The organism is Acidiferrimicrobium sp. IK (genome assembly GCF_025499425.1).
In the GTDB taxonomy this organism is placed as follows: Bacteria; Actinomycetota; Acidimicrobiia; order Acidimicrobiales; family Palsa-688; genus Acidiferrimicrobium.
Map to the genome: position 1 here is coordinate 252,381 of NZ_JAIMCB010000002.1, position 26,340 is coordinate 278,720.

18 protein-coding genes are annotated in these 26,340 nt (G+C 71.3%); 8 read left to right on the forward strand and 10 right to left on the reverse strand.

Translation table 11 applies throughout. From position 1 onward, the window contains the following. Positions 1 to 8: 8 nt before the first annotated feature. Positions 9 to 914 carry a 1,4-dihydroxy-2-naphthoate polyprenyltransferase gene (locus tag K6U06_RS04665; protein WP_262320738.1) on the reverse strand — a complete coding sequence of 302 codons (906 nt, stop codon included), beginning with the start codon at positions 912 to 914 and terminating at the stop codon, positions 9 to 11. A gap of 129 nt (positions 915 to 1,043) precedes the next feature. On the opposite strand from K6U06_RS04665, the gene K6U06_RS04670 reads away from it, so the two are divergent. After that, positions 1,044 to 2,192 (forward strand): class I adenylate-forming enzyme family protein, encoded by a 1,149-nt coding sequence (locus tag K6U06_RS04670; protein WP_262320739.1) that lies wholly within the window; start codon positions 1,044 to 1,046, stop codon positions 2,190 to 2,192. A gap of 72 nt (positions 2,193 to 2,264) precedes the next feature. After that, entirely contained in the window at positions 2,265 to 3,239 is a 975-nt protein-coding gene (locus K6U06_RS04675) for a potassium channel beta subunit family protein (RefSeq protein ID WP_262320740.1), read from the forward strand. A gap of 132 nt (positions 3,240 to 3,371) precedes the next feature. On the opposite strand, the gene K6U06_RS04680 is transcribed toward K6U06_RS04675, so the two are convergent. Beyond that, positions 3,372 to 4,340: an alpha/beta fold hydrolase gene (locus K6U06_RS04680; protein ID WP_262320741.1), complete on the reverse strand. Its 969-nt coding sequence runs from the start codon at positions 4,338 to 4,340 to the stop codon at positions 3,372 to 3,374. An 83-nt stretch (positions 4,341 to 4,423) separates the two neighbouring features. Between K6U06_RS04680 and K6U06_RS04685 the strand changes: the two genes are divergently transcribed. Then, positions 4,424 to 6,526, forward strand: coding sequence for an ArnT family glycosyltransferase (locus K6U06_RS04685; protein ID WP_262320742.1), 2,103 nt, complete (start codon positions 4,424 to 4,426; stop codon positions 6,524 to 6,526). A gap of 259 nt (positions 6,527 to 6,785) precedes the next feature. On the opposite strand, the gene K6U06_RS04690 is transcribed toward K6U06_RS04685, so the two are convergent. Then, positions 6,786 to 8,738: an MFS transporter gene (locus K6U06_RS04690; RefSeq protein WP_262320743.1), complete on the reverse strand. Its 1,953-nt coding sequence runs from the start codon at positions 8,736 to 8,738 to the stop codon at positions 6,786 to 6,788. Positions 8,739 to 8,960: 222 nt separating this feature from the next. Further along, positions 8,961 to 9,596, reverse strand: a complete 636-nt coding sequence (locus K6U06_RS04695; protein WP_262320744.1) for a TetR/AcrR family transcriptional regulator — start codon at positions 9,594 to 9,596, stop codon at positions 8,961 to 8,963. A gap of 73 nt (positions 9,597 to 9,669) precedes the next feature. On the opposite strand from K6U06_RS04695, the gene K6U06_RS04700 reads away from it, so the two are divergent. From K6U06_RS04700 to K6U06_RS04710, 3 genes are all read left to right on the forward strand, one after another. Next, positions 9,670 to 10,293 (forward strand): maltokinase N-terminal cap-like domain-containing protein, encoded by a 624-nt coding sequence (locus K6U06_RS04700; protein WP_262320745.1) that lies wholly within the window; start codon positions 9,670 to 9,672, stop codon positions 10,291 to 10,293. A 429-nt stretch (positions 10,294 to 10,722) separates the two neighbouring features. Next, positions 10,723 to 12,720: a thioredoxin domain-containing protein gene (locus K6U06_RS04705; protein WP_262320746.1), complete on the forward strand. Its 1,998-nt coding sequence runs from the start codon at positions 10,723 to 10,725 to the stop codon at positions 12,718 to 12,720. Positions 12,721 to 12,821: 101 nt separating this feature from the next. Beyond that, positions 12,822 to 13,487 carry a hypothetical protein gene (locus tag K6U06_RS04710; RefSeq protein ID WP_262320747.1) on the forward strand — a complete coding sequence of 222 codons (666 nt, stop codon included), beginning with the start codon at positions 12,822 to 12,824 and terminating at the stop codon, positions 13,485 to 13,487. A 76-nt stretch (positions 13,488 to 13,563) separates the two neighbouring features. Here the strand turns inward: K6U06_RS04710 and K6U06_RS04715 are convergent, their stop codons facing one another. From K6U06_RS04715 to K6U06_RS04735, 5 genes are all read right to left on the reverse strand, one after another. Further along, the gene (locus tag K6U06_RS04715; protein WP_262320748.1) at positions 13,564 to 14,235 is read right to left on the reverse strand and encodes a hypothetical protein; all 672 of its coding nucleotides are present in this window, start codon (positions 14,233 to 14,235) and stop codon (positions 13,564 to 13,566) included. 43 nt (positions 14,236 to 14,278) lie between these two features. Further along, positions 14,279 to 17,881: a DNA polymerase III subunit alpha gene (dnaE, locus tag K6U06_RS04720; RefSeq protein WP_262320749.1), complete on the reverse strand. Its 3,603-nt coding sequence runs from the start codon at positions 17,879 to 17,881 to the stop codon at positions 14,279 to 14,281. Between the two features lie 103 nt (positions 17,882 to 17,984). Next, positions 17,985 to 18,554, reverse strand: a complete 570-nt coding sequence (locus K6U06_RS04725) for a hypothetical protein (protein ID WP_262320750.1) — start codon at positions 18,552 to 18,554, stop codon at positions 17,985 to 17,987. 10 nt (positions 18,555 to 18,564) lie between these two features. After that, positions 18,565 to 19,047, reverse strand: a complete 483-nt coding sequence (locus tag K6U06_RS04730; RefSeq protein ID WP_262320751.1) for a bacterial proteasome activator family protein — start codon at positions 19,045 to 19,047, stop codon at positions 18,565 to 18,567. Positions 19,048 to 19,091: 44 nt separating this feature from the next. Beyond that, positions 19,092 to 20,237, reverse strand: coding sequence for an alkaline phosphatase family protein (locus K6U06_RS04735; protein ID WP_262320752.1), 1,146 nt, complete (start codon positions 20,235 to 20,237; stop codon positions 19,092 to 19,094). A gap of 87 nt (positions 20,238 to 20,324) precedes the next feature. Between K6U06_RS04735 and K6U06_RS04740 the strand changes: the two genes are divergently transcribed. Beyond that, positions 20,325 to 20,786 carry an RrF2 family transcriptional regulator gene (locus K6U06_RS04740; protein ID WP_262320753.1) on the forward strand — a complete coding sequence of 154 codons (462 nt, stop codon included), beginning with the start codon at positions 20,325 to 20,327 and terminating at the stop codon, positions 20,784 to 20,786. A 15-nt stretch (positions 20,787 to 20,801) separates the two neighbouring features. Beyond that, positions 20,802 to 23,489 (forward strand): bifunctional GNAT family N-acetyltransferase/acetate--CoA ligase family protein, encoded by a 2,688-nt coding sequence (locus tag K6U06_RS04745; RefSeq protein ID WP_262320754.1) that lies wholly within the window; start codon positions 20,802 to 20,804, stop codon positions 23,487 to 23,489. Positions 23,490 to 24,034: 545 nt separating this feature from the next. Here the strand turns inward: K6U06_RS04745 and cofH are convergent. Then, positions 24,035 to 26,332, reverse strand: a complete 2,298-nt coding sequence (cofH, locus tag K6U06_RS04750; protein ID WP_262320755.1) for a 5-amino-6-(D-ribitylamino)uracil--L-tyrosine 4-hydroxyphenyl transferase CofH — start codon at positions 26,330 to 26,332, stop codon at positions 24,035 to 24,037. Between the last annotated feature and the right edge of the window lie 8 nt (positions 26,333 to 26,340).

Sequence of the window (26,340 nt, forward strand, 5' to 3'; positions counted from 1 at the left end):
AGAGCAGGTCACACGGCCAGGCCGGCAGCGAGGAGCGCTCCGAGCACGAGCACCAACCGGCCGGTCGCGCCGAGCACCTCGATCAGGTCCCGGCCAGCGGCGCCGGCCAGCACCCGCCGGGCCGGCGCGACCGCGACCGGGAGGGAAAGCACGGGGAGCAGGATCCACGCGGAGCCGCCTACCAGGGCGGCCACGACCACAAAGACGTATGCGCCGGCCAGGCACGCCACGTAGAAGAGCCGGGTGGTCGGCGCGCCGAGGCGCACCGCCAAGGTCCGCTTGCCTGACATTTCGTCTCCAGCTACGTCCCGGAGATTGTTGACCACGAGCAGGGCGACAGACAGCAAGCCGACCGGCACTGCGACCACCACGGCCAGAGCCGTGACCCGTTCCAAGGAGACGTAGGCCGACCCGACGGTCGCCACCAACCCGAAGAACACGAACACGAACACCTCGCCGAGCCCGGCATAGCCGTAGGGGCGAGGGCCGCCGGTGTAGAACCACCCGGCCGCGAAGCACGCCGCGCCCACCGCCAGCAGCCACCACCCGGCCGCGGCGGCGAGGGCGACGCCGGCCACGCCGGCCACCGCGAACGCGCCGATCGCGGCCCGCTTCACCGCTCCGGCGCTGGCCATACCGGACGCCACCAGCCGAACCGGCCCGACCCGAGTGTCGTCGGTGCCTCGGATCCCGTCGCTGTAGTCGTTGGCGTAGTTGGTCGCGACCTGGATGGCGAGCGCCACGATCAGCGCTGCGGCGGCCCGCCACCAGATGACGTGACCCGCGGCGGACGCGGCCGCGGTGCCCACGATGACGGGCACGCCAGACGCCGGGAGCGTGCGCGGCCGGGAGCCGAGGACCCATCGGTTGCCCAAAGGGCCGGGCGCCGGCCGCTGCCGGGGGGTGGACACCATGGGCCGGAACCTACCGGGCGGCCGCCGGTACGTGCAGCCTTTGGGCGGCCAGGGATGCGGCCGGCGGCGCCGGTCCGGCACCTCGAGGCGCACCGCGGCCAGGCCGGGCGCGAGCGGCAGACTGGCCCGGTGCCAGACCTCGTCGCGCTCGACCTGCCCGGCGGGGCGGACTTCGTCGCCGCCCTCACCCAGGCGTGGGAGGAGGGAGACGCGGTCCTCCCCGTCGACCAGCGCCTCGCCGGACCGGCGCGCGACGCGCTCTTCGCCAGCCTCCGACCGGCTCGGGTCGTGGGGCGCTCAGGGACCCGTCCGCTACCCGACCCGCTACCCACATCGGAGGGCGACGCGCTGGTGATGGCCACCAGCGGCACGACCGGCGTGCCGAAAGGCGTGGTGCTCACCCACGACGCGGTGGCGGCGTCGGCTCGGGCCACCTCCGACCGCCTGGCCGTCGACCCGACGCGACACCGGTGGTTGGCGTGCCTGCCGCTCAACCACGTAGGCGGGCTGTCGGTGGTGACCCGGGCGTTGGTGACCGGAACCCCGGTGGAGGTGTTGGCCGGGTTCGACGCCGAGGAGGTCATCGCCCGCAGCGGGCCCGAGGTCCTCGTGTCGCTCGTGTCCACGACGCTGGCCCGGGTGGGCGCGGACCGGTGGCGGACGGTGGTCCTCGGCGGTTCGGCCCCTCCCGGCGGTCTGCCGGCCAACGTCGTGACCACCTACGGGATGACTGAGACCGGCAGCGGGGTGGTCTACGACGGGGTGCCCCTCGACGGTGTGGAGGTCCGCGTCGATGACCGCACCGGCGAGATCAGCCTCCGGGGACCGATGCTGCTGCGGGCGTATCGCGGGCCGGCCGGCGAAACCGACCCGCTCGGCGCCGGCGGGTGGCTGGCGACCGGCGACGCCGGGTCGTTCGGTCCCGACGGGCGCCTGCGCGTGGACGGGCGCATCGGCGACATGATCATCACCGGCGGCGAGAACGTGTGGCCGACACCCGTGGAGGACGTGCTGCGAACCCATCCCGGCGTCAGGGAGGTGGCGGTGGCCGGCCGGCCCGACCCCGACTGGGGCCAGCGGGTGGTGGCGTGGGTCGTCCCCGACCCGGGCGGCCCGCCGGCCCTCGACGATCTGCGGGCGCTGGTGCGCGACCAGCTGGCCGGCTTCGCGGCTCCCCGCCAGCTGGTCCTCGTGCAGTCGCTGCCGCGCACCGCGATCGGCAAGGTCCAGCGCGACCGTCTCACGATCCCCGACGACCAAGGACCCGACCCTCTGTAGGTTGGGTCCGGGTTCGCTTGCAACCCCTTCGCACAGATCCCCGCACTACGCATCGCAGAACGGAGCACATCGATGGAGTACCGCCGTCTCGGTCCCGCCGGCCTGAAGGTCAGCTTGTTGTCATTCGGCTCGTGGGTGACCTTCGGGCCCCAGCTGAAAGGCGACTTGGTCCTCGACTGCCTGGCCGCGGCCCGCGACGCGGGAGTCAACTTCTTCGACAATGCCGAGGCCTACGCCGGGGGCGAATCGGAGCGGATCATGGGCCAGGCCTTCGCGGAGATGGGATGGCCCCGCCACAGCTACGTCGTGTCGACCAAGCTGTTCTGGGGCTTGGAGGAGGGCGTGGTCAACATGAAGAACACGCTCAACCGCAAGTACTTGATGCACGCCATTGACGGGTCCCTGGAGCGGTTCGGTCTGGACTTCGTGGACCTGCTGTTTTGCCACCGTCCCGACCCCGAGACGCCGATCGAGGAGACGGTGTGGGCCATGTCCGACATCGTCTCCAGCGGCAAGGCTCTCTACTGGGGGACGTCGGAGTGGTCCGCCGACGAGATCCGGGCCGCGTGGGATGTGGCCGAGCGCCACCACCTTCACAAGCCGGTCATGGAGCAGCCGCAATACAACATGCTGGCCCGCCGGAAGGTCGAGAGGGAGTACGCCCGCCTCTACGACGACATCGGCCTCGGGCTCACCACCTGGAGCCCCCTGGCGTCGGGGCTGCTGTCAGGCAAGTACATCGACGGCATCCCCGAGGGATCGAGGGGCGCCCTGCCCGGCTACGAGTGGCTGCGCAAGAGCCTGACCAACCCCGAGAGTACCTCGGCGATGAAGGACCTGAAGGCCGTCGCCGACGGCCTGGACTGCACGATGTCGCAGCTGGCGCTGGCCTGGTGCGCCCGCAACCCGCGGGTGTCGACGGTCATCACCGGCGCCAGCCGGGTGGAGCAGGTCCGCGAGAACATGGAGGCCCTCGACGTGCTGGCGCTGCTGAGCGATGATGTCGTCGCTCGTATCGACGAGATCACCAAGCCGCTGGCCCACTGAGCGCGGCTCGCTGCGCGGGGCGCACCGGACCGGGCGTCACTACGGCGTCCCTGATCACGACTCCGCCGTGGCGCCCAAAGCCTCCCGGCTCGGTCCCTCCCGGCTCGCCCTCCGGCTCGGTCCCTCTGCGCGTCAGGCCAGTGACGAAAGGAACCCGACCAGCAGCTCGTTGACCTCCGCAGGCCGCTCCTGCTGCACCCAGTGACCGCAGCCGGCGAGGACGTGGCTGCCTCGAAGCCCCGGCAGGGTCTGGGGGTAGCGGTCGATGGCCCGCTGACCCCACCGGGTGGGGCCGTCGAGCTCGCCGCCGATGAACAGCGACGGCTGGGTAATCGGCGCCCGGTACCACGCCGACAGGTCCTCCCAGTCCCGGTCGACGTTGCGGTAACGGTTGAGCGCGCCGGCGAACCCGGAGTACTCGAACTCCGCGGTGTACACGTCGAGGTCGGCGTCGCTCAGCCACGACGGCATCACCTCGGGATACACGAAGCGGTCCTTGAGCTGGCCGCCCGGGCGGACGGTGGTGATCGTCCCGCCGTCGGGGGCCCGCACCGCTTCACCTGAGGCCGCCACGTAGAACCCGAGCAGCCATGACCTGATGTCCGGCTCGATCTCGGCTTCTGCCCGACCCGGCTGCTGGAAGTACATGATGTAGAACTCTTCGTCGCCTCCCATGGAGGTGAACGACGCCGTCGGGAGGCCGTCGCCCCTGGGGGCGTAGGGGACGCTGAGGAGGGCCACGGCCGGGAACCGGTCGGGGCGCAGCAGGGCGGTGTTGGCCGCGATCGGCGACCCCCAGTCGTGGCCGACGACGACGGCGGTGTCGACGCCCAGCGCGTCGAGGACTGCGACGTTGTCGCCCACGTGCTGGGTCATCCGGTAGGCGTCGACTGCTGCCGGAGTCGACGAGCGGCCGTAGCCGCGCACGTCGATGGCGATGGCCCGGTACCCGGCAGCGGCCAGGGCCGGCAGTTGATGGCGCCACGAGTACCAGGATTCGGGGAAGCCGTGGACCAGCAGCACCGCCGGTCCGGCCCCCTCCTCCACGAGATGTATCCGGATGCCGTTGGCTGTGACGACACGGTGGTTGGGGGTCGGCATGCCCGTCAGTGTTGCACCCAAGTCCCATGGAGTTCCCAGGATCGCCCCCGGCGCCTCAGAGCTTCGACCCCCACGATGGCGCCATGACCGTCACCCGGGATTCCTCCGCTTCCGTCGCCGCGTGGCCGCCCGGGGCGGCACTGGCACACCCCGGCCCGCATGCCGATGACGGCGGGGACGGCGGCGAGCTGCGCGGCGCCTCGCCGGGCGCGCCGCGCTGGGTCAGGCCGGCATTGGCGATCCTGCTGGTGTTGACCGCCGCCGGCTATCTGTGGGATCTGAGCGCGTCGGGATACGCCAACAGCTTTTACGCGGCGGCGGTCCAAGCGGGCACCAGGAGCTGGAAGGCCACGTTCTTCGGCTCGCTCGACTCGTCGAACTTCATCACCGTCGACAAGCCGCCGGCGGCGCTTTGGGTAATGGACGCTTTCGGGCGGGTGTTCGGGTTCAACAGCTGGAGCATGCTGGTGCCTGAGGCCCTCGCTGGCGTCGGGTCGGTGGCGTTGCTCTACGCCACCGTGAAGCGCTGGTTCGGTGCCCCCGCCGGCCTGGTGAGCGCCGCGGCGCTGGCCGCCACCCCAGTGGCCGCGTTGATGTTCCGGTTCAACAATCCCGACGCGCTTCTCACCCTGCTCCTCGTGGCCGGCGCTTATACGCTCGTGCGGGCCGTTGACGCAGGATCCACCCGCTGGTTGGTCGCGACCGGGACGCTGCTCGGCTTCGCCTTCCTGGCCAAGATGCTGCAAGGTTTCATGGTCATCCCGGCGTTCGCGCTGGTGTACCTGCTGGCCGCGCCCGGCGCCCTGCGGCGTCGCGTCGCGCAGCTGCTGCTCGGCGGTGTGGCCATCGTCGTGTCCGCGGGCTGGTGGGTGGCGGCTGTCGCGTTGTGGCCTGCCGGGTCCCGGCCGATGATCGACGGCTCGCCGACCAACAGCATCGTCAACTTGATCTTCGGCTACAACGGTTTCGGTCGGCTCTCGGGAAGCGGCGGCGGGGCCGGCGGCAACGGCGGCGGTTTCAGCGGCGCGACCGGCGTGTTCCGTCTGTTCAACACCTTGATGGGCGGGCAGGCGTCGTGGTTGCTGCCCGCGGCGTTGCTGACCCTGGTCGCGGGCCTGGCGTGGAGGGGCCGGGCGCCTCGGGCCGACCAGACCCGCGCCGGCCTGCTGCTCTGGGGGACGTGGCTGCTCGTGACCGCTGCGGTGTTCAGCTTCGGCAAGGGCGTCATTCACACCTACTACACGGTGGCCCTGGCCCCGGCCATCGCCGCGTTGTTCGGCATCGGCGTTTCGCTGGTGTGGCAGGCCCGCCACCGCCTGGCAGCCCGGCTGCTAGGAGCGGCCGCGCTGGCGGGCACGGCGGTATGGGCGGCGGTGCTCCTCGACCGGTCACCCACCTACCATCCCTGGCTGCGCAGCGCGATCCTGGTCGCCGGCGTCGCGGCCGGCGCTGCGCTGATCTCCGCCCCCTACATGGGCCGCCTCGCCAGCCGGGCTATGTCGGTGGCCGTCGGCGTCGGCCTCGTGGCCAGCCTCGCCGCGCCGGCCGCGTACGCGGCCACCACCATCCTCACCCCCCACACCGGCAGCGTCCCCTCCGCCGGGCCGGCCACCGCCGGCGGCGGGTTCGCCGGCGGCGGGTTCGCCGGCGGCGGGTTCGCCGGGCGCCCGCCCTCGGGCGGTAGGCCCGCCGGTGGCTCGCGAAGCTCCGGGGGCCCGGGCGGAGCGGGAGCTCCCTTGGGCATCCTCGGCGGCGCTCAGGGCGCCACGCCGCCGGTGGACTTCCAGCGCGGCGGCGCTGGCGCCCTCAACACTGGCGGCGGGGCCGGGCCGGGCGTCGGCGGGAGCTCCACGGTCAGCTCGGCGCTCACCGCCGCCCTGCGCAGCGGCGCCTCGTCTTACCGCTGGGCCGCCGCCACCCTCGGCTCGCAGTCCGCTGCCACCCTCGAGTTGGCCTCGGGCGAGCCGGTCATGGCGATCGGCGGGTTCAGCGGCGAGGGCGGCAACCTCTCCCTAACGACCTTCCAGTCGTACGTCGCCAAGCACCAGATCCACTACTTCGTCGCCTCCGGCGGCGGGCCGAGGGGTGGCGGCTCCTCCGGCGCCATCAGCACATGGGTGGCCGCCCACTACAAGACCACCACCATCGCCGGCCAGACGGTGTACGACCTGACCTCCGCCAAGTAGGCGCGAGCCGGCGGAGCAGCCGGCGGAGCAGGCGTTGTCGCTCCAACGCCGTCGAGCAGAGGATTGCCTGGTCGGCTGCGCGATCGCGCGGTGACCGATGTTGATGTGGCAGGTAACACGCCTGCTGGATCAACACCCGACCCGGGCACCCTGACACGGATCCGGTGACCCGGCGGCGCACCCGACGCGGCCACCGGTCGTGTGCAGCCGCGCGCCTCGAAGGCGCGCGGCTGCTCACCGGGGCGTATGAAAGCGCCGGTCAGGCGCGGGCAGCTCGCAACGCAGCCAGCTGCTCGGCCACGACCGCCTCGTGGGCCTCGGCGTCGGCCTTGGCCTTCTTGGGGCTCCAGCGACCCTTCATCAGCAAGGTGGCGGGGACGAAGATGACCGCCCCCGCGAAGCACACCCAGTACCAGTCCTGCCACTGGTGCGGGGCGTCCTTGGACGCCTTCTGCACCGACGCGGCGTGCGCCTGGAGGTACGACAGGTCCGACACCGGTACGGCACCGAGAGCCTTGAGCTGCGCAGCCGCGGACTGCACCGCAGCACCGGAAGTGGCCAGGGCCACCAGCGTGCTTTGCGGCACCTTGCTCAAGGCGATCAGGCGCTGAGTCGCCTCGGGCACCCCGATGTTGAACTTCTTGGCGATCTGCGCCACGGCGGACGCCTGGGCCGCCGTGTTGCCGGCCTGAGCCTGCAGCAGGGTGGCCTGGTCGACAGCCCCGAGGGTGGCCACTTGCTGGGCGTAGACCGTCGAGGCGGTGACCACCGCGGCGACCTGGGCCACCGACTTACCGGAGATCTCGCTCAGGGCCTTGACCTGCGTGGCAGGGTCGGTCGGGTTGGCGGCCAGGGCCGCGGAGGTGGACTTGTCCAGCTTGGCCGCGGTCGCCAACTGGGCGGCGTACTTGGTGGCCAGTGCCTGGACCCGGGGGCCCTGGTCGACCAGCGGGCTGGTCGAGGTCACGATGGCGGGCAGCACGAGGAACGCCGCGAAGACCACGATGCGCAGAGTCAGGCCCCAGATGGCCAGACCGGTGGCGGTCAGAGCCGGGTTGCGGGCTTCGACGGTCTCGGTGAAGCTGGCCATCCACGGGGCGAACGCGCAGCCGAGCGCCACCGCGAGGAGGCTGACGATCAGCGCCACGGTGTGGTAGCTCGGGTGGTGGGTCGCCTTAAGCAGGTAGATGACGATCATCACCGCGGCGCCCACCCCTCCGATGACCATGAACGGCTTGCGCACCCGCAGCCGGTCCGACACGAGGCCGACGACGAGCAGGGCCGCGGCGTCGACCGCCCAGTTCCAGTTGCCGATCCCGTTGGCCTGGTTGGCGCTGAAACCGAACACCGTCTCGAGGAACACGGCCCCGAAAGCCACGGCGGTGTAATAAATGAGCAACAGGAGCGAGATGCCGAGCGCCGACACCAAGACGTCAGCGTGGACCATCTGGCGGAACGGGTGCTGCAGCGACGCTTCCACGTCGATGCCCTTCGCCCGCGCCTCGATCAGCTCGCGCTCTTTCAGGTCGACCATGAGCTGGTCGCGCAGCTGCGGCGACAGCTCCCTCAAGAAGATGAAGGCCAGCACGAAGGCAGCCAGGCCTACCGCTCCGCAGACCTGGAACTGTCCCTGCCAGTCGGGGTTGACCGTGGGCAGCGTCTGGGTGGCGACGACACTGACCGCCAGGCTGCCGAGCACCGGGCCCATGGTCCAAAAACCCATGGCGGTGGCGCGCCCCACCTGGGGTGAGAAGTCCCGGACCAGCGCCGGCGTGGCGACTAGCACCATGCCCTCGACCAAGCCGATGATGATGCTCAGGGTGACGAAGACCAGCTTGCTGTGCGAGTTGGGCAGGCCGAAGGCCATGATCACCCCGGTCACTGCAACTCCGTAGACGACCAGGTTGGTGCGCCCGAGACGGTCAGCCAGGCCGGCGGCCACTGAGGCCAACGCGCCCACGCCGTTGGCGATGGCCAGCGACACGACGTAGTAGGTGAAGGACATGTGCAAGTTGGCCAGCAGCTGCGGTGCAACGCCGCTGCCCACGTAGTTTTCGTAGTACAAGACGACCGTCACGACCACGACCAGGGCCAGCTGGAAGTACCGCATCCCCGATTCGGGGTAGTGCTCCAGTTGGCGCCGGCCGATGCTGGACATGAACGAAGGGCGCGGCCGGGCGCCGGACCCGTCCTGGACGGTGGTGGTGCTCAAAGGGTTCCCCCTGGGTGCGTGCTGCGGTGGGAGGCTCCATCTGTCGCTGCGAGACGGGCGGCGCTCTGGCTCGGCCGCCGGGCGCGCCTCCCGCGAAGGAGGGCTGCTCCGCCGGCCGGACCGCCCGCAGCCCGGTTGGCAACTCTGCTGGAATCCTCGCCTGGTACCTTCCTGTGCCAAGCGGCACAGAAAGTAGCACTACCCGTGCAACAAGGCGCAAGGTCAGGCCGGCATGCCATCCCGGCAGGCCAGCTGGGCCGCCCCCGTGGAGGAGAGGATCCCCTCCACCGTCCGCTGCAACACCGCCGACGCGGCCTCGACGGTCAAGCCGTGCTCCTCGCGCAGCGTGTACCAAGCTGCGAAGCTCCCAGCGAGGAGGAGCGCGTCTACGGTTACCCGCCGCTCGTCGCCGTCGAGGCGACCCAGTTCGGCGGCGAAGCTGCACTCGATCTGGGTCAAGAAGAGCTGTCTGACTGCGTCGCGGTTCGCTCTCAGCTGGGCGGAGAACGGCTCCCGCAACCGGGCGGCCGACGCCACAGGCGCCACCACCTCTAAGGCGCCGACGCGCCGGGACACCACCACTGCGACCCGATCGGCCAGCGGGAGAAGCGGATCGGCGGGGGCCAGCATCGGCTCGATCGCGCCGAGGGTCCGGGTGCCCGCCTCGCAGTAGAGCGCCTCGACGTCGTCGAAGTGACTGAAGACGCTACGCAGCGACAGCCCGGCTCGCGCCGCGATGTCGCGAGCCCTCGGTTGAAGATCGCCCTCCTCGATGAGCGCCAGGAGCGCGGTGACCACCGCCTCCTTGTTGCGCTGCCCGCGCCGGACCCTCCCATCAGCTTCATCGACCCCCGTCATGCAGCGGGAAGATAGCTCTCGGAGGCAGCCTCGGCACGGTCGAGGCCGCATCGCCGGCGGTTAGTGTGACGCGATGAGCAGGCTCCACAAGGCCAGCGTCACCCCGACCAAAGCGGAGCTCATCGGGACGTGGTCCCCGACGCAGTCGTGGGGACCGGCCGCCTCCGATCCCATCGAGATGATCGGGTCCTACCGCTTCGACGACCCCGACGGCAGCGTGGGCATGGAAACCCTGCTCTTCAGCGCAGGCGGGGCGGTGTACCAGGCTCCCCTCACCTACCGGGACCAGCCTCTGGAGGGCGCGGCCGAAGCGCTCGTCGGGCAGATGCAGCACTCTGTCCTCGGCGCCCGCTGGGTGTACGACGGTCTCCGCGATCCCCGTTTCACCAGCATGCTTGCCGCCGTGACCATGACCGGTCAGGGCGAGGCACTCGGCATGATCCTCTACGACGACCGCTGGCACGTCGCGCCGAGCAATGTCCGCATCCGAGGCGGGGGATGGAGTCAAGAGCGGGTGCCAGTCGACGGCTTCGAGATCGTCGTTGACGGGCCAAGCGGAGCCACGCTTAGAAACGACCGGTTGGAGCTGACCCTGTACCGCCGGCCGGCCCCCGGGCCCGCCCCGGCGATCGGACTCACCGGGACGTGGTCGGGCCAAGACGACGGCGTGGTCCTCACCGAAATTCGAGAACGGTAGAAAGAGCAGAGAGAGAGCTCCGCCCGCGGGGCAGGGGTCACACCGGCGTCCTCACCCCCCGGACGAAAGTCACTCCCAACTGGGAGTGCTCCGCAGTGCTCCAGGCGGTCAAGAACACCGGAGCGCCGCTCGGCAGCGCCGTCCCCGGCAGCGCCCTCCTCGGCAGCGCCGTCCTCGGCAGCACCCTGCTCGCCGCCTAAGCAGACCACCTCCGCCTGGGCGGCTTGCCGGCTCCGGCCCCGGCCGCGGTTCGCCAAGGCGTGTTCCAGGGGGTAGCAGGGGCCCGGCGCATCCGCTCGGGCACGCTCCTCGCCGAGGCGCGGCGCGCCTTCGTCCACGGGATGGGCTGGTGTTTTTGCCAGGACGACCCGGCTCGAGCGATCCCGGGAGTCCGGCCAGCCCGGGCGGTCGCCTCGGTAGGTTGGGACGGTGACGACGACCAACCGGCTAGCGCAAGAATCCAGTCCCTACCTGCGCCAGCACGCCGACAACCCGGTCGACTGGTACCCGTGGGGTGAGGAGGCGTTCACCGAGGCCCGCAGGGCCAACAAGCCGATCCTCCTGTCGGTGGGCTACTCGGCCTGCCACTGGTGCCATGTCATGGCCCACGAGAGCTTCGAGGACGACGCCACCGCCGCGGTGATCAACCAGCTGACGGTGCCGGTGAAGGTCGACCGGGAGGAGCGCCCGGACGTCGACGCGGTGTACATGGAAGCGGTGCAGGCCATCGCCGGCGGCGGCGGCTGGCCGATGACGGTGTTCCTGCTTCCCGACGGGCGCCCCTTCTTCGGGGGCACGTACTACCCCCGCGACCGGTTCGTGGACCTGCTGCGCCGGGTGGATGAGGCCTTCCGCACCAACCGGGAGGGTTTGGAAGGTGACGCCGCTCAGCTGGCGGAGATGGTGGAGAAAGGAACCGGGTTGCCGAGCCTGGGATGGGCGGCCGACGGCGACGCGGCCGCCGGGTCCGGCACCGCGGTGGTCGCCGAGGCCGCGAAGGGTCTGGTCGCCCGGCTCGACCGGGAATGGGGCGGGTTCGGCGGCGCGCCCAAGTTCCCCCAGCCCGGGATGCTCGAGTTGCTGCTGCAGGCGTGGTCCGCGCAGCCAGCCGACGACGTGCTCGAGGCCGTGACCGTGACCCTCGACGCGATGGCGTCGGGCGGGATCTACGACCACCTCGGCGGCGGGTTCGCCCGTTACTCCACCGACCGCCGCTGGCTGGTCCCCCACTTCGAGAAGATGCTCTACGACAACGCCCTGCTGACCCGGGTGTATCTCCATGCCTGGCAGGTCACCGGCGCAGACCGCTACCGGCAGGTCGTCACCGAGACTGTGGAGTACCTGCTCTCGGCGCCGATGCGCCAGCCCGGCGCCGCGTTCAGCTCGGCCGAGGACGCCGACAGCGAGGGGGTCGAGGGCCGGTACTACGTGTGGTCCCTCGACGAGGTGGTCTCAGCGGCCGGCACCGAGGTGGCCGACTGGTACGGCGTTACCGCAGGCGGCAACTGGGAGGGGACCAACATCTTGTGGCGGCCGGTCCGGGGTGACCTGGCCCGCCCGGCGGTGATCGAAGCCGGGAGGCGGGCGCTGCTGGGGCGTCGAGACGAGCGGGTCCGTCCCGGTCTCGACGACAAGATCCTTACCGAGTGGAACGCCATGGCCGTCGCCGCGCTGGCCGAGGCCGGCGCCGTCCTCGAACGCCCGGACTGGGTGGCGGCGGCGGTCCAGGTGGCGGAGTTCTTGCTCGGGTCCCTCCGCCGGCCCGACGGTCGGTGGCTGCGGTCCTGGCAGGCCGGGTCAGGGGCCCGCCACCTGGCCTACGGCGCAGACCACGCATGGCTCGTCGAGGCGTTCACCAGGCTGGCCGAAGCGACCGGCGAGGCCCGCTGGATAGCCGAGGCCCGCGGCGCGGCCGACGCGCTCCTCGCTTTGTTCTGGGACGACGCCGAGGGCGGCTTCCACATCACCGGCAACGACGCCGAGGCGCTCATCGCCCGGCCCAAGGACACCTACGACGGCGCCACGCCGTCCACCAATTCGGTGGCCACCAACGCCTTGCTTCGACTGGCCGCCCTGACCGGTTCGGACCGCTACCGGCAGAGAGCCGACCGGGTGCTGGAGGTCATGGCCCCGGCGTTGGCCAAGGCGCCGATGGCCTTCACCGGGATGGCCGCGGCGGCCGGTCTGGCCGCCGGCACCGTCGAGGTGGCCGTCACCGGCGACCGCCCTGATCTGCTCGCCGCGGCCCGCGCCCCCTACCGGCCGGAGCGGGTCCTGGCGTGGGGGGAGCCCTACGACTCGCCGTTGTGGGAGGGGCGCACCGGGCCGGAGCACGCCGGCTTGGCCTTCGTCTGCCGCAACTACACCTGTGCCGCCCCGACCGGCGACGCCGCGGTCGTCGCATCCGCCCTCGGCGGTCCCCGCTAGGGCGCCGCGGCCTCCCCGCCGCCGGTCGATCGGCTAAGTTTTGGCCCCGACAGCGCGGGGTATCCACCAGCGCCGGTCACCGAATAGCCACTATGAGCATCGTGCCCGCAACCACCGCGCCGGACTTCCAGGGTCTCGGCAAAGTCGTCCCCCGGCTCCACGCCGCGCCAGGGACGACCCTCGAGCTTCTCGTGCTGGCCGCCGACGGCGGTCAATGCGCCGGCGTAGACCTCGACTCCGGGGCGCTGGTCCGGGCGTGGTCGGCGCAGGCGTCCACGGTGCCGCTCCAGGCCTACGACGTCGTGGCAGTGACCCTGGCCGCGGACATCGACGCCGTCCCCGACCCGTCCGAGCCCGAAGCCCTGGTCTGCGACGGGCCGCCCGAGCCGGTCGGCCGGATCACCGGGCGGCGGGCCGAGCGCCTCCTTCGCCCCCTGATCCACCCGAGCGGTCGTCCCCTCCTCGGGTTGCACGCCCCTGCGGTGCCTTTCTGGGAGCGGCGAGCCGACCACCCCTCGATCGCGCTGGTGGACCCCGAAGGACCGATCCAGCTGCGCCGAGACGGCGGCTACCTGGCCTGCCGGTTCTCCTGGCAGGGGACGCTGCGGGAGCTGGCCTGCCTCGACCGGCGCCTCGCCGCGGCGATGGACCGGGCCGGGCAGACCCGACGGGCCGGGGCCAAGGGTGACCGTCTGGTCGTCGCCCTGACCCCGCCGATCGACGGGCACTGCCACAAGGTCGTCGAGGCGGTCCTCCCCCGCCCCTAGGGGTCCCGAAGGGAAACCGGGTGCCCGCCCTCAGTCGGCGGTCCGGTACCGGCTGGCTGGGTCCGGTAGCGGCTGGCTAGGAGCCGTAGCGCTCGGCGAGGTCCTCGGCCATGCCCCACCCGAAGGCGATGAGCACGTCTCGCCGGTCGGTGTCGAGGGGGGCGAACAGCGCCGCCACGTCCTCGGGGACGGTCTCGGGCTTGGCCGAAGCGAAGTCGAACACCCCGGCAGCAGAGCCGTCGCCGGTCACCACGAAGGTCCGGTCATCGATGCGCCCCTCGGCGCCGAAGCGCTTGGCCAGCCGACGGCTCCAGGCCCGCTCCTCGCCCGAGGGCTTGTGGCCGGGGCGGGGGCAGACATCTTCGAGACCCTTGAAGGCGGCGAAGGCGCCCGGGTCGACGAAACGGGTGCCTACCAGCACATCCTCGTCGGGGAAGGCCAGTACCGCCCGGCGGAACTGGTCCGCGGCGAGGGCCTTGAGGACCTGGTCGCGCTTCGCGTTGCGCTTGACCGAGGCCAGGCCCCACAGGAGGCAAGGGGTACCCCCGATGCGCTCGAGGGTGCAGAACGAGAAGCCGACCAGCTTGCCGCCGTCTCGGACCTGGGTGATGAGCACCCACGCCTCCGCCTGCTTGGACAGCAGGCCGATGTCGAACCCGGCGGGCCCGTCGGCGACGATGTCCGCCATGTCGGCCAGCTCTGTGTCCGCCAGCGCAGTGCAGTCCTTGGTGTCGACCTCGAACGTCATACCGCTGTAACTCTCCTCACCACGTCGAGACTGATCTCTAAGATTAGGCGACCCCGGGCTCTCTGTTCCAAAGGCACCCCGGCCCGAGGAGCACCCGCAGCTCTGCGAGCAGGCCGGTGGAGGTGGTGACGTTGAACGCCGGGGCCAGTTTGATGACCTTGCTGCCCACATGCAGGTACACCGCCGAGGTCCCCTGATGGTCGCTCAGGAGATGTTTGAGCTGCTCCACCCGCTCGTCGGAGAGGGCGTGGATGGGGACGTTGATGTGGAGCGGCTCGGCCCCGTCGAGGGTCAGCTCTGGTCGCTTGAGCTCCATGCAGATCAGCTTGGGCTGGTCGTCGCGGGTGTCGATGCGTCCCTTTACGCAGACCACCGCGTCGTCCGCCAGCAGGTGACCGACGTCGAGCATGGTGCGGGGGAACACCCACACCTCGATGGCGGACTGCAGGTCCTCCAGGGTGAAGGTGGCCATCATCTCGCCCTTCTTGGTGTACTTGCGCACCAGTCCGGTGATCACCCCTCCCACCCAGCGCAGGTTGGCGCCGCCGCCAAAGCCGCTGTCACCCGACGAGGCCCCCGACTCCCGCAGGTCGGAGATCGTGATGTCGGCGTGGCGGGCCAGGGCCGCCTCTGCTCCGAGCAGCGGGTGGTCGCTGATGTAGAGCCCGAGCATCTCCTTCTCGAACGCCAGGCGAGCGGTCTTGTCGAACTCCTGATCTGGGATCGGCACCCTGGCGTCGTCGAACATCGCCGGCTCGTCCCCGCCGAAGCTGTCGCCGAAGAGGCTCATGACGCCCTGCTCGCGCTCGCGCCGGCGCGCCAGCGTCCGGTCCACGATCTGCTCGAACACCAGGCACAGCCCCTGGCGGGGGTGGCCCATCGCGTCGAAACCGCCGCCCTTGATGAGCGACTCGACGGTCCGCTTGTTGAGCACGACGGGATCGACCCGGCCGCAGAAGTCGTAGAAGTCCTCGAAGGGGCCGTTTGCGTCGCGCTCCGCGACGATGCGGTCGACCAGTCCCTCGCCGACGTTGCGGATGGCCGACAGCCCGAAGGTGATGGCCGCGCCTCCCTCTGCGTTCTTGGTGGCGGCGAACTCCGACAGCGAAACGTTGACGTCGGGGACCTGGACCTCGATGCCCATGGCCCGGCACTCGGCCAGGTACACCGCGGTCTTGTCCTTGTCGTCCTTGACGCTGGTCAGGAGGGCGGCGAGGTACTCGGCGGGGTAATGGGCCTTCAGCCACGCGGTCTGGTAGCTGACGAAGCCGTACCCGAAGGAGTGGGATTTGTTGAACGCGTAGTCCGCGAAGGGTTCGATCAGGTCGAAGAGCATCGTGCCGACGCCCTCCCCGTAGCCGGTGGCGACGCAGCCTTGAACGAACTTGGTCCGCTCCTTGGCCATGATCTCGCGGACCTTCTTGCCGGCCGCCTTGCGCAGGTTGTCGGCTTCCTCCAGCGAGTACCCGGCGAACTTCTGGGCCAGGCGCATCATCTCCTCTTGGTAGATGCACAGCCCGTAGGTGTCGCCGAGGACCTCCGCCATGTCGGGATGCTGGTACTCGACTGGCTTGCGACCGTTCTTCCGGTCGGCGTAGTCGTAGTGCATGTTGGCGGCCATGGGTCCCGGCCGGTAGAGCGCCACCAGGGCGGCGACGTCCTCGAAGCTGGTCGGCGCCAAGGACCGCATCAGCGCCCGCATGTTGGTGCCCTCGAGCTGGAACACCCCGATCGAGTCGCCCCGCTGCAACAGCGAGAAGGTGGCTTCGTCGTCGAGCGGGACTCGGTCGATGTCGGGCCTGGTGCCGGTGCCGGCCTCGATCAGATCCAGGGCCCGCTCGATGACCGAGAGGTTGCGCAGGCCGAGGAAGTCCATCTTGAGCAGGCCGAGCTCCTCCACCCCGTGCATTTCGTACTGGGTGACGATCGGGGCGTCCTCGACGCGCCCGCCGGCTTCGGGCTTGCGCTGGATGGGCAGGTACTCGGTGAGCGGATCGGCCGAGATCACCACCGCCGCGGCGTGGATGCCGTCCTGGCGGCGCAGCCCCTCGAGGCCCTTCGCCACGTCGACGACCTTGGCCACGTCGGGGTCGGCGTTGTACATGTCGCGCAGCTCGGCCGCGGTCTTGTACCCGTCGGCGTGCTTGGGGTGCTCCTCGAAGCACGCCCAAAGCGGGGTGTCGCGGCCCATCACCAGCGGCGGCATGGCCTTGGCGACGCGGTCCCCGAGGCTGTAGGGGTAGCCGAGCACCCGGGCTGCGTCGCGGACCGCAGCCCGGGCTTTGATGGTCGAGAAGGTGACGATCTGGGCGACGTGGTCCCAGCCGTAGCGCTCTGCCGCGTAGCGGATCATCTCCGAGCGGTACCGCTCGTCGAAGTCCATGTCGATGTCGGGCATCTGCTTGCGGCCCGGGTTGAGGAACCGCTCGAAGAGCAGGTCGTACTGGATGGGGTCGAGATCGACGATGCGCAGGCAGTAGGCCACGCAGCACCCCGCCGCGCTCCCCCGGCCGGGACCGACCCGGATGCCTTTGTCCCGGGCGTGGCGGATTAGGTCCCACACCACGAGGAAGTAGTCGGAGAAGCCCATCGACGAGATGACGCCCAGCTCGTAGTCGAGCCGCTCCACCACGACCGGCGGCAGCCCGTCCCGGCCTGACCCGGTGGTGCCGTAGCGCTCCCTGGCCCCCTCCGTCGCCAGGTGGCGCAGGTAGGCGTCGGCGTCGTCGAACCCCGCCGGCCGGGGGAACGAGGGCAGCTTGGGCTTGCCGAAGTCGATGGTGACATCGGCGCGCTCCGCGATCCAAAGCGTGTTGTCGCACGCCTCGGGGTAGTCGCGAAACAGGTGGCGCATCTCCGCCGCGGTCTTCAGGTAGTGCTCGTCGCCCTCGAACTTGAAGCGCTTGGGGTCGTCCATGGCCGAGCCGGTCTGCACGCAGAGGAGGGCGTCGTGGGCGACGGCGTCCTCCCGGGCGGTGTAGTGGCTGTCGTTGGTCGCCAGCAGCGGGGCCTTGATCCGCCGGGCCAGCTCGATGAGCTGCGGGTTGGTCTTGCGCTGCGCCTCCAGCCCGTGGTCCTGCAGCTCCACGAAAAGCGAGTCCCGGCCGAAGATGTCCTGCAGGCGGGCGGCCAGCGCGGTGGCCTTCTCCTGATCCCCCTGCAGAAGGGCTTGGAGGACCACACCGCCGAGGCAGCCCGTCGTGGCGATCACCCCCTCGTGGTACTGGGCCAGCATGTCCCAGTCGCAGCGAGGCTTCATGTAGTAGCCCTCGAGGTACGCGTCGCTCGAGAGCTTGAGCAGGTTCTTGTAACCGGGGTTGGTCTCGGCCAGCAGCGTGAGGTGGTAGTAGAGCTTCTGGCCGCCGTCGCCTTCCCCGCCGCCGTCGTCGACCCGTCCGCGGCGGGTCGGTCGCTCGTGGCGGGACTCCCCCGCCATGTACGCCTCGGTGCCGATGATCGGCTTGACGCCCCGGTCCCGGGCGGCCTTGTAGAAGTCCAAGACGCCGTACATGTTGCCGTGGTCGGTGATGCCAACCGCAGGCTGGCCGTCCGCCGCGGCCCGGGCGATGACGTCACCGACCCGGGCTGCGCCGTCGAGCATGGAGAACTCGGTGTGGGTGTGGAGATGGGTGAACGACGCCCCCACGAGGCCGCCTCCTGCCTTGACGCTGCGTGTTGACCGTGACCGGCGGGTCGTCCACAGGCACCTGTGGATGACTTACACCGCTGTCATTTCCGAAGGCCCCAGGCTACCCCACCGGAGCGGCCGGAGGATCCTCGTCTTCCAGCTCGAGTCGGACCTCTCCGGGCTCGCTGAGGGTCACGCCGACCCCGTCGGCGGGGCTGTCGGCGGGGGGTGAGTGTTCGGCTGTCGCCGCGACCTCCAGCTGCGCGGCGATAATTCGGTCCACCCGCCGCACGAGATACAGCGACGCCAGGGCGGCGGGGATTTCCGCGAAGGTCGCCAGGATCACCGCCTGCCAGAGGTCGGCGGTGGTCGGCGAGGTGGTGACGTCGAACCATGCATCGACCAGTAGCAGGGTCGCGGTGACCACCGCGGTCAGCTCGGCCTGCGGGCGGCGGCGATAGCCGAGGTACGCAGTGCGGGCCAGGGCCAGCGCCAAGAAGCAGTCGAAACCCACCCAGGCCAGCCGGTAGTGGGCCGCCGTGGCCCGTCTCGGCAACGCCACCGCCAGGTACACGACCCACGGCACCAGGCCGACGGCCACGGCCAGGTAGGCCTTGGGCGCCCAGCGCAAGAGGGTGGCGTCGGAGATCCCTCGGCTGCGGCCGCGCCGCGCGTCACCCGGCGGGTTCACGGCGGGAGGACTACAGATACTGCCCGGCGCCGGCGCCGCGGGGGTCGTCGCCCGGCGGCAGGCTCCGGCGCCGCATCTCCTCCAGCTGACCCCGTGCGGCCATCTGCTGGGCGAAGAGGGTTGCCTGTATCCCATGGAACAGGCCCTCCAGCCAGCCCACCAGCTGAGCCTGGGCGACCCGCAGCTCGCCTTCGCTCGGGATGGCGTCGGGCGCGAACGGTGAGGTCATCCGCGCCAGCTCGTCGCGTAGGTCCGGGGAGAGCCCCTCGGCCAGCTCGGTCACCGAGGTCTCGTAGATCTCCCGCAGCCGGGACCGGGAGGCCTCGTCCAGGGGGGCCTGGCGGACCTCGTCGAGGAGCTGCTTGATCATCGAGCCTATGCGCATGACCTTCGCCGGCTGCTCGACCGACTCGCGGGCTTCTTCCTTGTCGCCCGAGCCGTCGTTCTGCTCCACGATCACCAGGTTGGACGGGGTGGGACCTTCGCTAGCCATGCCCCCAGTGTGCCCGCGACGGGCAGGCAACGAGGCCACTACGTTCACCCAGCCGAGCGCCGCCGGCCCGGCGCGGCGAGGAGCGGCACGAGGACCTCGTCGTCGGTGAGGGAACCGTGGCGGCACACCAGGCGGTGGTCACCGTCGGCTGGCTCCAGGTAGCCCACCGGTTCCCAGGGCACGAGGGCCACGTCCCCGATCCGGGCGCGGGCTCGCTTGTCGAGGGGCCCGCCGAACCATCCGTCCCCGATGACCTGCTCCACCGGCAGCACCCACGCCTGGTGCCCGTAGAGCCGCCGGGTCGTCGCCAGCAGATCCTCGGCCTGCCCTGGGCGGGCGTGCAGCCACCGGAAACGAGCTTCGCCGCTGACCATCTCCGCGGCGTCGAGGAGCTCCTCGGCCATCACCTGGGCCCCGTCGCCGACCTCCACCTGGCCGTGGTCTGCGGTGACGAGCAGCGTCGCCTCCGGCGGCAAGACGGCGAGGATGTCGGCCACGATCCGGTCCACCGCCACCAGCTCCGCGTCGTACTCCTCGCCCAGCCCCCTCATGTGGGCGATCTTGTCGATGCCCTCGTAGTAGGCGTATGTGAGCGCCTCGCCGGCGGCCACCTGGCGCCCCACCTCGACCGCGATGCTCGACGCGACTCCCCACCCGACCAGGCGAGATCCTCGCAGATGGGCGACGCTGAACCCGCTGCCACCGAAATCGGCCTTGCTGACGACCGGCACCGGACGGCCGTTGAACGCCTCCTCGGTCTGGAACTCGAGGGGCGGCACGAAGCTCCGGGCGTCACCAGAGACGGTCCGCCAGCGGAGGACGTTCATTACCTCCTTGCCGGTCGGGCCGTCCACGACCAGCCGGTAGCCAACCATCCCGTGGGCGGCAGGCGGCACCCCTAGAGCAATCGAAGCGAGCGCGGTGGCGGTCGTGGTGGGGGCGACGGAGGTGACCGGGGCGCCGACCATCGAAGCCAGGGTCGGAGCCAGGTGCCGGCGGGTCTGCAGCTGGTTCCATCCGAGGCCGTCGACCACGAACAGCACGGTCTGCGCGGCGCGGCCCGCCGGCGCCGGCACCCACCCCGGGCGACCGCCCGGGGGCGCAAGGAGGGCCGGGACGATGCCCGACAGGCACGGTCCCCCGTACGCCGGGAGGGTGGGGGGCGGAGCGCCGTTTCGTGCCGTTGCCATCGCTGCGCCGACCCTAAGCGCGCCGGCGGTGCTTCGCGCCACGACCCCAGCCCCACGCAAGGGCCCACCGGGGCCTACCATTGGGGCGTGAAGGTATCGACCCGGGGTGACTACGCCAGCCGAGCGCTGCTGTCGCTGGCGCTCCACGGCGGACTCACGCAACCGACCTCGGTGCGCGACATCGCCGAGCGGACCGGCCTGCCGCAGCCCTACCTCGAGCAGATCCTGCTGGCCCTCAAGGGTGCCGGCCTGGTCCGGTCCAAGCGCGGTGTCGGCGGCGGGTACGTCCTGGCCCGCCCGCCGGAGCAGATCAGCTTGAGCCAGATCGTGAGCGCCGTCGAGGGCCCGATCCAGGCCGGCGACTTCGGCGAGCCTCACACCAACGGAGCGTGCGACCACGAAGGTCAGTGCGTGCTGCTGGCCGTTTGGGCCGATGTAGGCGACACCATGCGGGCCTACCTGGAGTCCTTCACCCTCTCCGACATCGTCGCCAGAGCTCAGGGCACAGTTTCCTCGGCCCCCGACCTCACCGCGACCCCAGTCGCGTAGCCGGTCGCCCGGTCAGTGAGCGAGCCCCCGGGCTACCCCGCGCAGTGGGAGGCGGACGTGGTCCTCTCCGACGGCTCGACCATGCACGTCAGGCCGATTCGACCCGACGACGCGCCGCGGATCGAGGCGCTCCACGCCAGCCTGTCCCCCGAGACGATCTACTTCAGGTTCTTCACCCCCGTGGCCCGGCTCTCGCCGAAGATGCTGGAGCGGTTCACCGTCGTCGACTACACCGACCGCCTGGCATTGGTCGGGGTGCTCGGCGGGAAGCTGATCGCGGTGGCCCGCTACGAGACCCTCCCCGCCCCCTTCGACGGCGGCAAAGAGGCCGAGGTGGCGTTCCTCGTCTCTGACGAGCACCAGGGGCGGGGCATCGCCTCGCTTCTCCTCGAGCACCTGGCCGCCGCTGGAAGGGTCAACGGGATCACCCGTTTCGTCGCCGACACCCTCCCGGAGAACAGCCGGATGCTGAGGGTGTTCCACGACGCCGGCTTCGACGACGTGCGGACCTTCGCTGACGGAGTGGTCCGGGTGGCGTTCCCGATCGAGCCGACCGAGACGTCGCTGGCCGCCGCCTCCGCCCGGGGGCAGCGAGCCGCGTCACGCTCGGTCGCCCGGCTTCTTTCCCCGACCTCTGTCGCGGTTATCGGGGCCAGCACCAAAGCGGGCACTCTCGGCCACGTCCTGCTCCGCTCGGTTCTCGCCGCCGACTTCAACGGCCCGGTGTACGCGGTCCACCCGACCGCCACCCACGTCGCCGCCGTCCCCGCCTACCGGTCGGTGCTCGACGTCCCGGATCGCATCGACCTGGCGGTCATCATCGCTCCCGCCGAGGCGGTACCTCAGATCGCGGCTGAGTGCGTCCGCAAGCACGTCGCCGGCTTGGTCGTCATCTCGTCGGGGTTCGCGGAGAGCGACGCGGTGGGCGCCGAGGCCCAGCGTCTGCTGGTGTCGGAAGTGCGAGGCAACGGCCTGCGCCTGATCGGCCCGAACTGCATGGGCGCCCTCAACACCGACCCGGCGGTGCGGCTCAACGCCACGTTCTCCCCCATGCCGCCGGCCGGCCAGATCGGCTTCGTCGCCGGTTCCGGCGCCCTCGGCGTGGTCATCCTCGACGAGGTCCGCCGGCGGGGGCTGGGCGTGTCGAGCTTCGTGTCGATCGGCAACCGGGCCGATGTCAGCGGCAACGACCTGCTTCAGTACTGGGACGACGACCCCCGGACCGAGGTCGTGTGCATGTACCTGGAGACGTTCGGCAACCCTCGCTCCTTCGCCCGGGTCGCCCGCCGGCTCTCGGCCCGAAAACCGATCGTGGCGGTGAAGAGCGGCCGGTCCCCAGCCGGGGTCCGCGCCGCGGGCTCCCACCGCCGGGCGGAGGGCGACCTCCAAGTCGACGCCCTGTTCCGCCAGTCGGGCGTCATCCGCACCGACACTCTCGAGGAGCTCTTCGACGTCACCCAGGTGCTGTCGTCCCAGCCCCTTCCCGCCGGCAACCGGGTGGCGATCGTCGGCAACAACGGCGGTCCGGGGGTGGTGGCAGCCGACGCTTGCGACGCCGCCGGGCTCGACGTCGTAGCGCTGGCGTCGTCCACCCTCGAGCGCCTGCGCGCCCTCCTGCCGTCGCGCTCCCCGGTCGGCAACCCGCTCGGGCTCCCGCCTGACGCCCAACCGCACGACTTCGAGGCGGCGATCACCGCAGTGCTCACCGATCCTGGTATCGATTCGGTGATCGCCCTGTACACATCTCCCCTGGCGGCGCCCCTCGAGGACGTCAACCGGGCGATCGGTACCGCCTCGGCCACCGCGCCGGACAAGCCGGTCCTGGCCTGCGTTCTCGGCCGGCGGGGCCTGCTCGAGACCGCGCCGGGCGGCCGGCGGGTCCCTTCGTTCGCTTTCCCGGAGGCCGCGGCGCGAGCCCTCGGCGCGGTGGCGGCGTACTCGACGTGGAGAATCGCCGGGCAGGGCGAGGTACCGGAGCTGGACGGCGTCGACGCGGAGCGGGGCCGGGCCGTCGTCGAGGCGGCGTTGGCGAGCGCCGACGGGTCCGGCGCCTCCCCGACCGGCGCCTGGCTGGACCACGGGCCCACCCGCTCCCTCCTCGACGCGTACGGAATTGCTCGCCTCGACAGCCGGGTCGCCGGCGACGTCGACGCTGCGGTGGCCGCCGCGGTCGGGCTGGGGTTCCCCGTCGTGGTGCGCGCCGACCCTCACCCCGACGCCCCCGCCGGCGAACGGACCCACCTGCGCGTCGGCCTGTCGGACCCCGACGCAGTGCGCGCCGCGTGGGATGCCATCGGGGACCCGTCGCGTCACGTCACCGTGCAGCGCATGGCCCGACCCGGACTCGATGTTGTGGTCGGCGTGGCCCAAGACCCCACCTTCGGCTCCCTTGTAACCCTCGCCCGTTCTGCCGGCACCGGGGTACCGCCCCGCCGGCGAGCCGCCCGAAGCGTCCCCCTGACCGACATCGACATCGCCGGCCTGGTCGACGAGGTCGCCGACGGCTGGAGCGACCTCGAGCGAACCCTTATCGGTCTCGTGCTGGCCCGCGTCGCCCGCATGGCCGAGGACCTCCCCGAGATCGTCGAGCTGGACATCAACCCGCTGATTGTCGGCCCCTCGGGGGCGCTGGCCGCCGGCGGCCAGGTACGGGTGGCGCCGTGGGTCCCCAGGCCGGAGCTGGCCCTGCGGCGGCTGGTCTAGGGCAGCCTTTCTGGCCGGCGCGGGCGGGGGCGACCGGCGCCTGTGCGGCTGTGCGGCTGTGCGGCCGTGCGGCTGTGCGGCTGTGCGGCTGTGCGGCTGTGGCGCGATAGCGGCGGGCAGCGGGGCGGCCGGCGCGCTCCGTCTTGCTGGCGGGACGACGCGGCCGGCGGGACGACGCGGCCGGCGGGACGACGCGGCCGGCGGACGACGCGGCCGGCGGACGACGCGGCCAGGAGATGAAAGCCGCGACATACCTCGGCCAAAACAGCGAGGTCTGTCGCGGCTCGCGCCGGGATCTACCGCTCTAGCCGCGACACACGGCGGGTTTCTGCGGAAGGTGTGTCGCGGCTTTCATCGGCCGCCCCCGCCCCCGGCGACACCTCGCACCCCGCACCTCGCACCCCGCACCCCGCACCCCGCACCCGGCGACAGCCCCACCCGCCCCGCACCACTCACCCCCACCACCCGCCGGCTACAGCCCCGCGCCAACCCCACCGGCGCCACAGCCGCCGGCGCCGCCCCCAGAACCACAGCGGGCCGAGCGGCTACGTGCGAGCCGGTACCCGCCCGTAGAGCGTGGTGCGCTGCTGGGCCGGCCGGCCGAGCGGCTCGGTAATCGCAGCGAAATCCGAGGGTTCCATCAGCTGCCCGTGGGACGCGCCGGCGGCCCGGGAGATGTTCTCGTCCATGAGCGTGCCCCCCAGGTCGTTGCAGCCGGCGGAAAGCAGCTGCGGGATGGCCTCACGCCCGAGTTTGACCCACGACGCCTGGATGTTGTCGATCCAGCCGTCGTAGGCGATGCGCCCGACGGCGTGCATGAGCACCGCCTCGCGAAACGTCGGGCCCCGCCGGCTGCGGTGGGTGAGGTACAGCGGCGTGGCCATGTGGACATACGGCAGCGGCACGAACTCGGTGAACCCGCCGGTCTCCTTCTGCAGGTCCCTGGTCCGCACCAGGTGGCGGGCCCAGTGGACCGGCTGCTCGACCGCGCCGAACATGATCGTCACGTTGGAACGAAGCCCGACGCGGTGAGCGCTGCGGTGGGCCTCCAGCCACTCCTCGGTGTTGATCTTGTCGGGGCAGAGCACGGCGCGGATCTCGTCGTCGAGGATCTCGGCGGCGGTCCCCGGAAGGGTCTTCAGCCCGGCGTCCATCAGCCGGCGCAGGTAGTGCTCGAGGGGCTCCCCGAGCCGCTTGGCTCCCTCGGTAACCTCGAGGGCGGTGAAGCCGTGGATGTGGATCGTGGGGGAAGCCTCCCTCACTGCCTTGATCACCTCGAGGTAGTAGTCGCCGTCGAAGTCGGGGTGGATCCCGCCCTGCAGGCACACTTCGGTGGCACCGAGAGCCTCCGCCTCGGCGACGCGCCGGGTGATCTCCTCGACCCCGAGGAGATAGGGGGCGCCGCGCAGGTTGAGCGACAGCGGTCCCTTGCTGAACGCGCAGAACCGGCATTTGAAGGTGCAGACGTTGGTGTAGTTGATGTTGCGGTTGACCACGTAGGTGACCGTGTCACCGACCCGGCGTCGCCGTAGGTCGTCGGCCAGCCCCGCCACCGCCTCCACTTCCGGTCCTCGGGCGGAGAAAAGGGCCGTGAGCTCCGCCACGCCCGGCTCCTGGCCGGCCGTCACGCCGGCCAGGACCTCCGCCACTCGGCCGCCGATCCGGGAGCGGAGGCGGGGCCGGGCCTGCTCGGCCTCATGGCCGGTCGGGATCAAAATAGGGGGCGCCCCCTCCCCTCCGGAGTACCACGCCTCCCGGTCTCGTCCGAGGCCCTCGGCGTCGCTGCGCTCGAGGACCGGGGCCCGCATGGCCTGATCCAGCCACCGGGCCGGGTCCAGGGCGTACTCCGGGTAGATGGTGAGGCGGGGCGCCAACGCGTGGCCCCATGCTTCGGTCACCGCTCGAAGGCGTTCGAGGGCTGGCCACGGCCGTTCGGGGTTGACGTGGTCGATGGTCACCGGCGACACGCCGCCCCAGTCGTCGATGCCGGCATCGAGCAGGTCGCCGAACTCGTCGCTCAGGTTGGGGGGAGCCTGCAGGTGGATGCCGTCGGGGAGGACCAGCCGGGCCGCGGCGACGGTCCAGAGGTACTCGTCGCGGTCACACGCCGGCACCTGGTGCATCGCCGTGCCCGCCTTCGGCAGGAAGTTCTGAACGATCACCTCTTGCACGTGCCCGTACCGCAGGTGGGCGCCGGCGATGGCGTCGAGGGCGAGCAGCCGGTCGGCGCGGGTCTCGCCGATGCCGACCAGGATTCCGGTGGTGAACGGCACCGACAGCCGTCCGGCCGCCTCGAGGGTCTCCAGGCGCCGCTCGGGGGTCTTGTCGGGAGACCCCCGATGGGCGTCGAGGGCCGGGTTGAGCGACTCGAGCATCATGCCTTGCGACGCCACGACCGGTCGCAGAGCAGCCATCTCGTCCTCGGCGAGAGCCCCGGCGTTGGCGTGCGGCAGCAGGCCGGTCTCGTCTCGCACCGCGGTGGCCGCCGCGATTAGGTAGTCCACCGTCGAGCTGTAGCCGTTCGCCGCCAGCCAGTCCGCCGCGGCGGGATAGCGCAGCTCAGGGCGCTCACCGAGAGTGAACAGCGCCTCGTGGCAGCCGGCGTCGGCACCGGCCCGGGCCACCGCCAGCACCTCCTCGATGGTCATGTACGGGGCTGCGACACGCGCCGGTGGCTGAGCGAAGGTGCAGTACCCGCACCGGTCGCGACACAGCTGGGTGAGGGGGATGAACACCTTCGGCGAGTACGTGGTGCGCGTCCCGTGCGCGTCGTCCCGCCGGCGCCGGGCCGCTGCCAGGAGCTCCTGCAGGGGGGCGTTCTCGAGCCAGTGCTGATCTGCCACCGACCGAA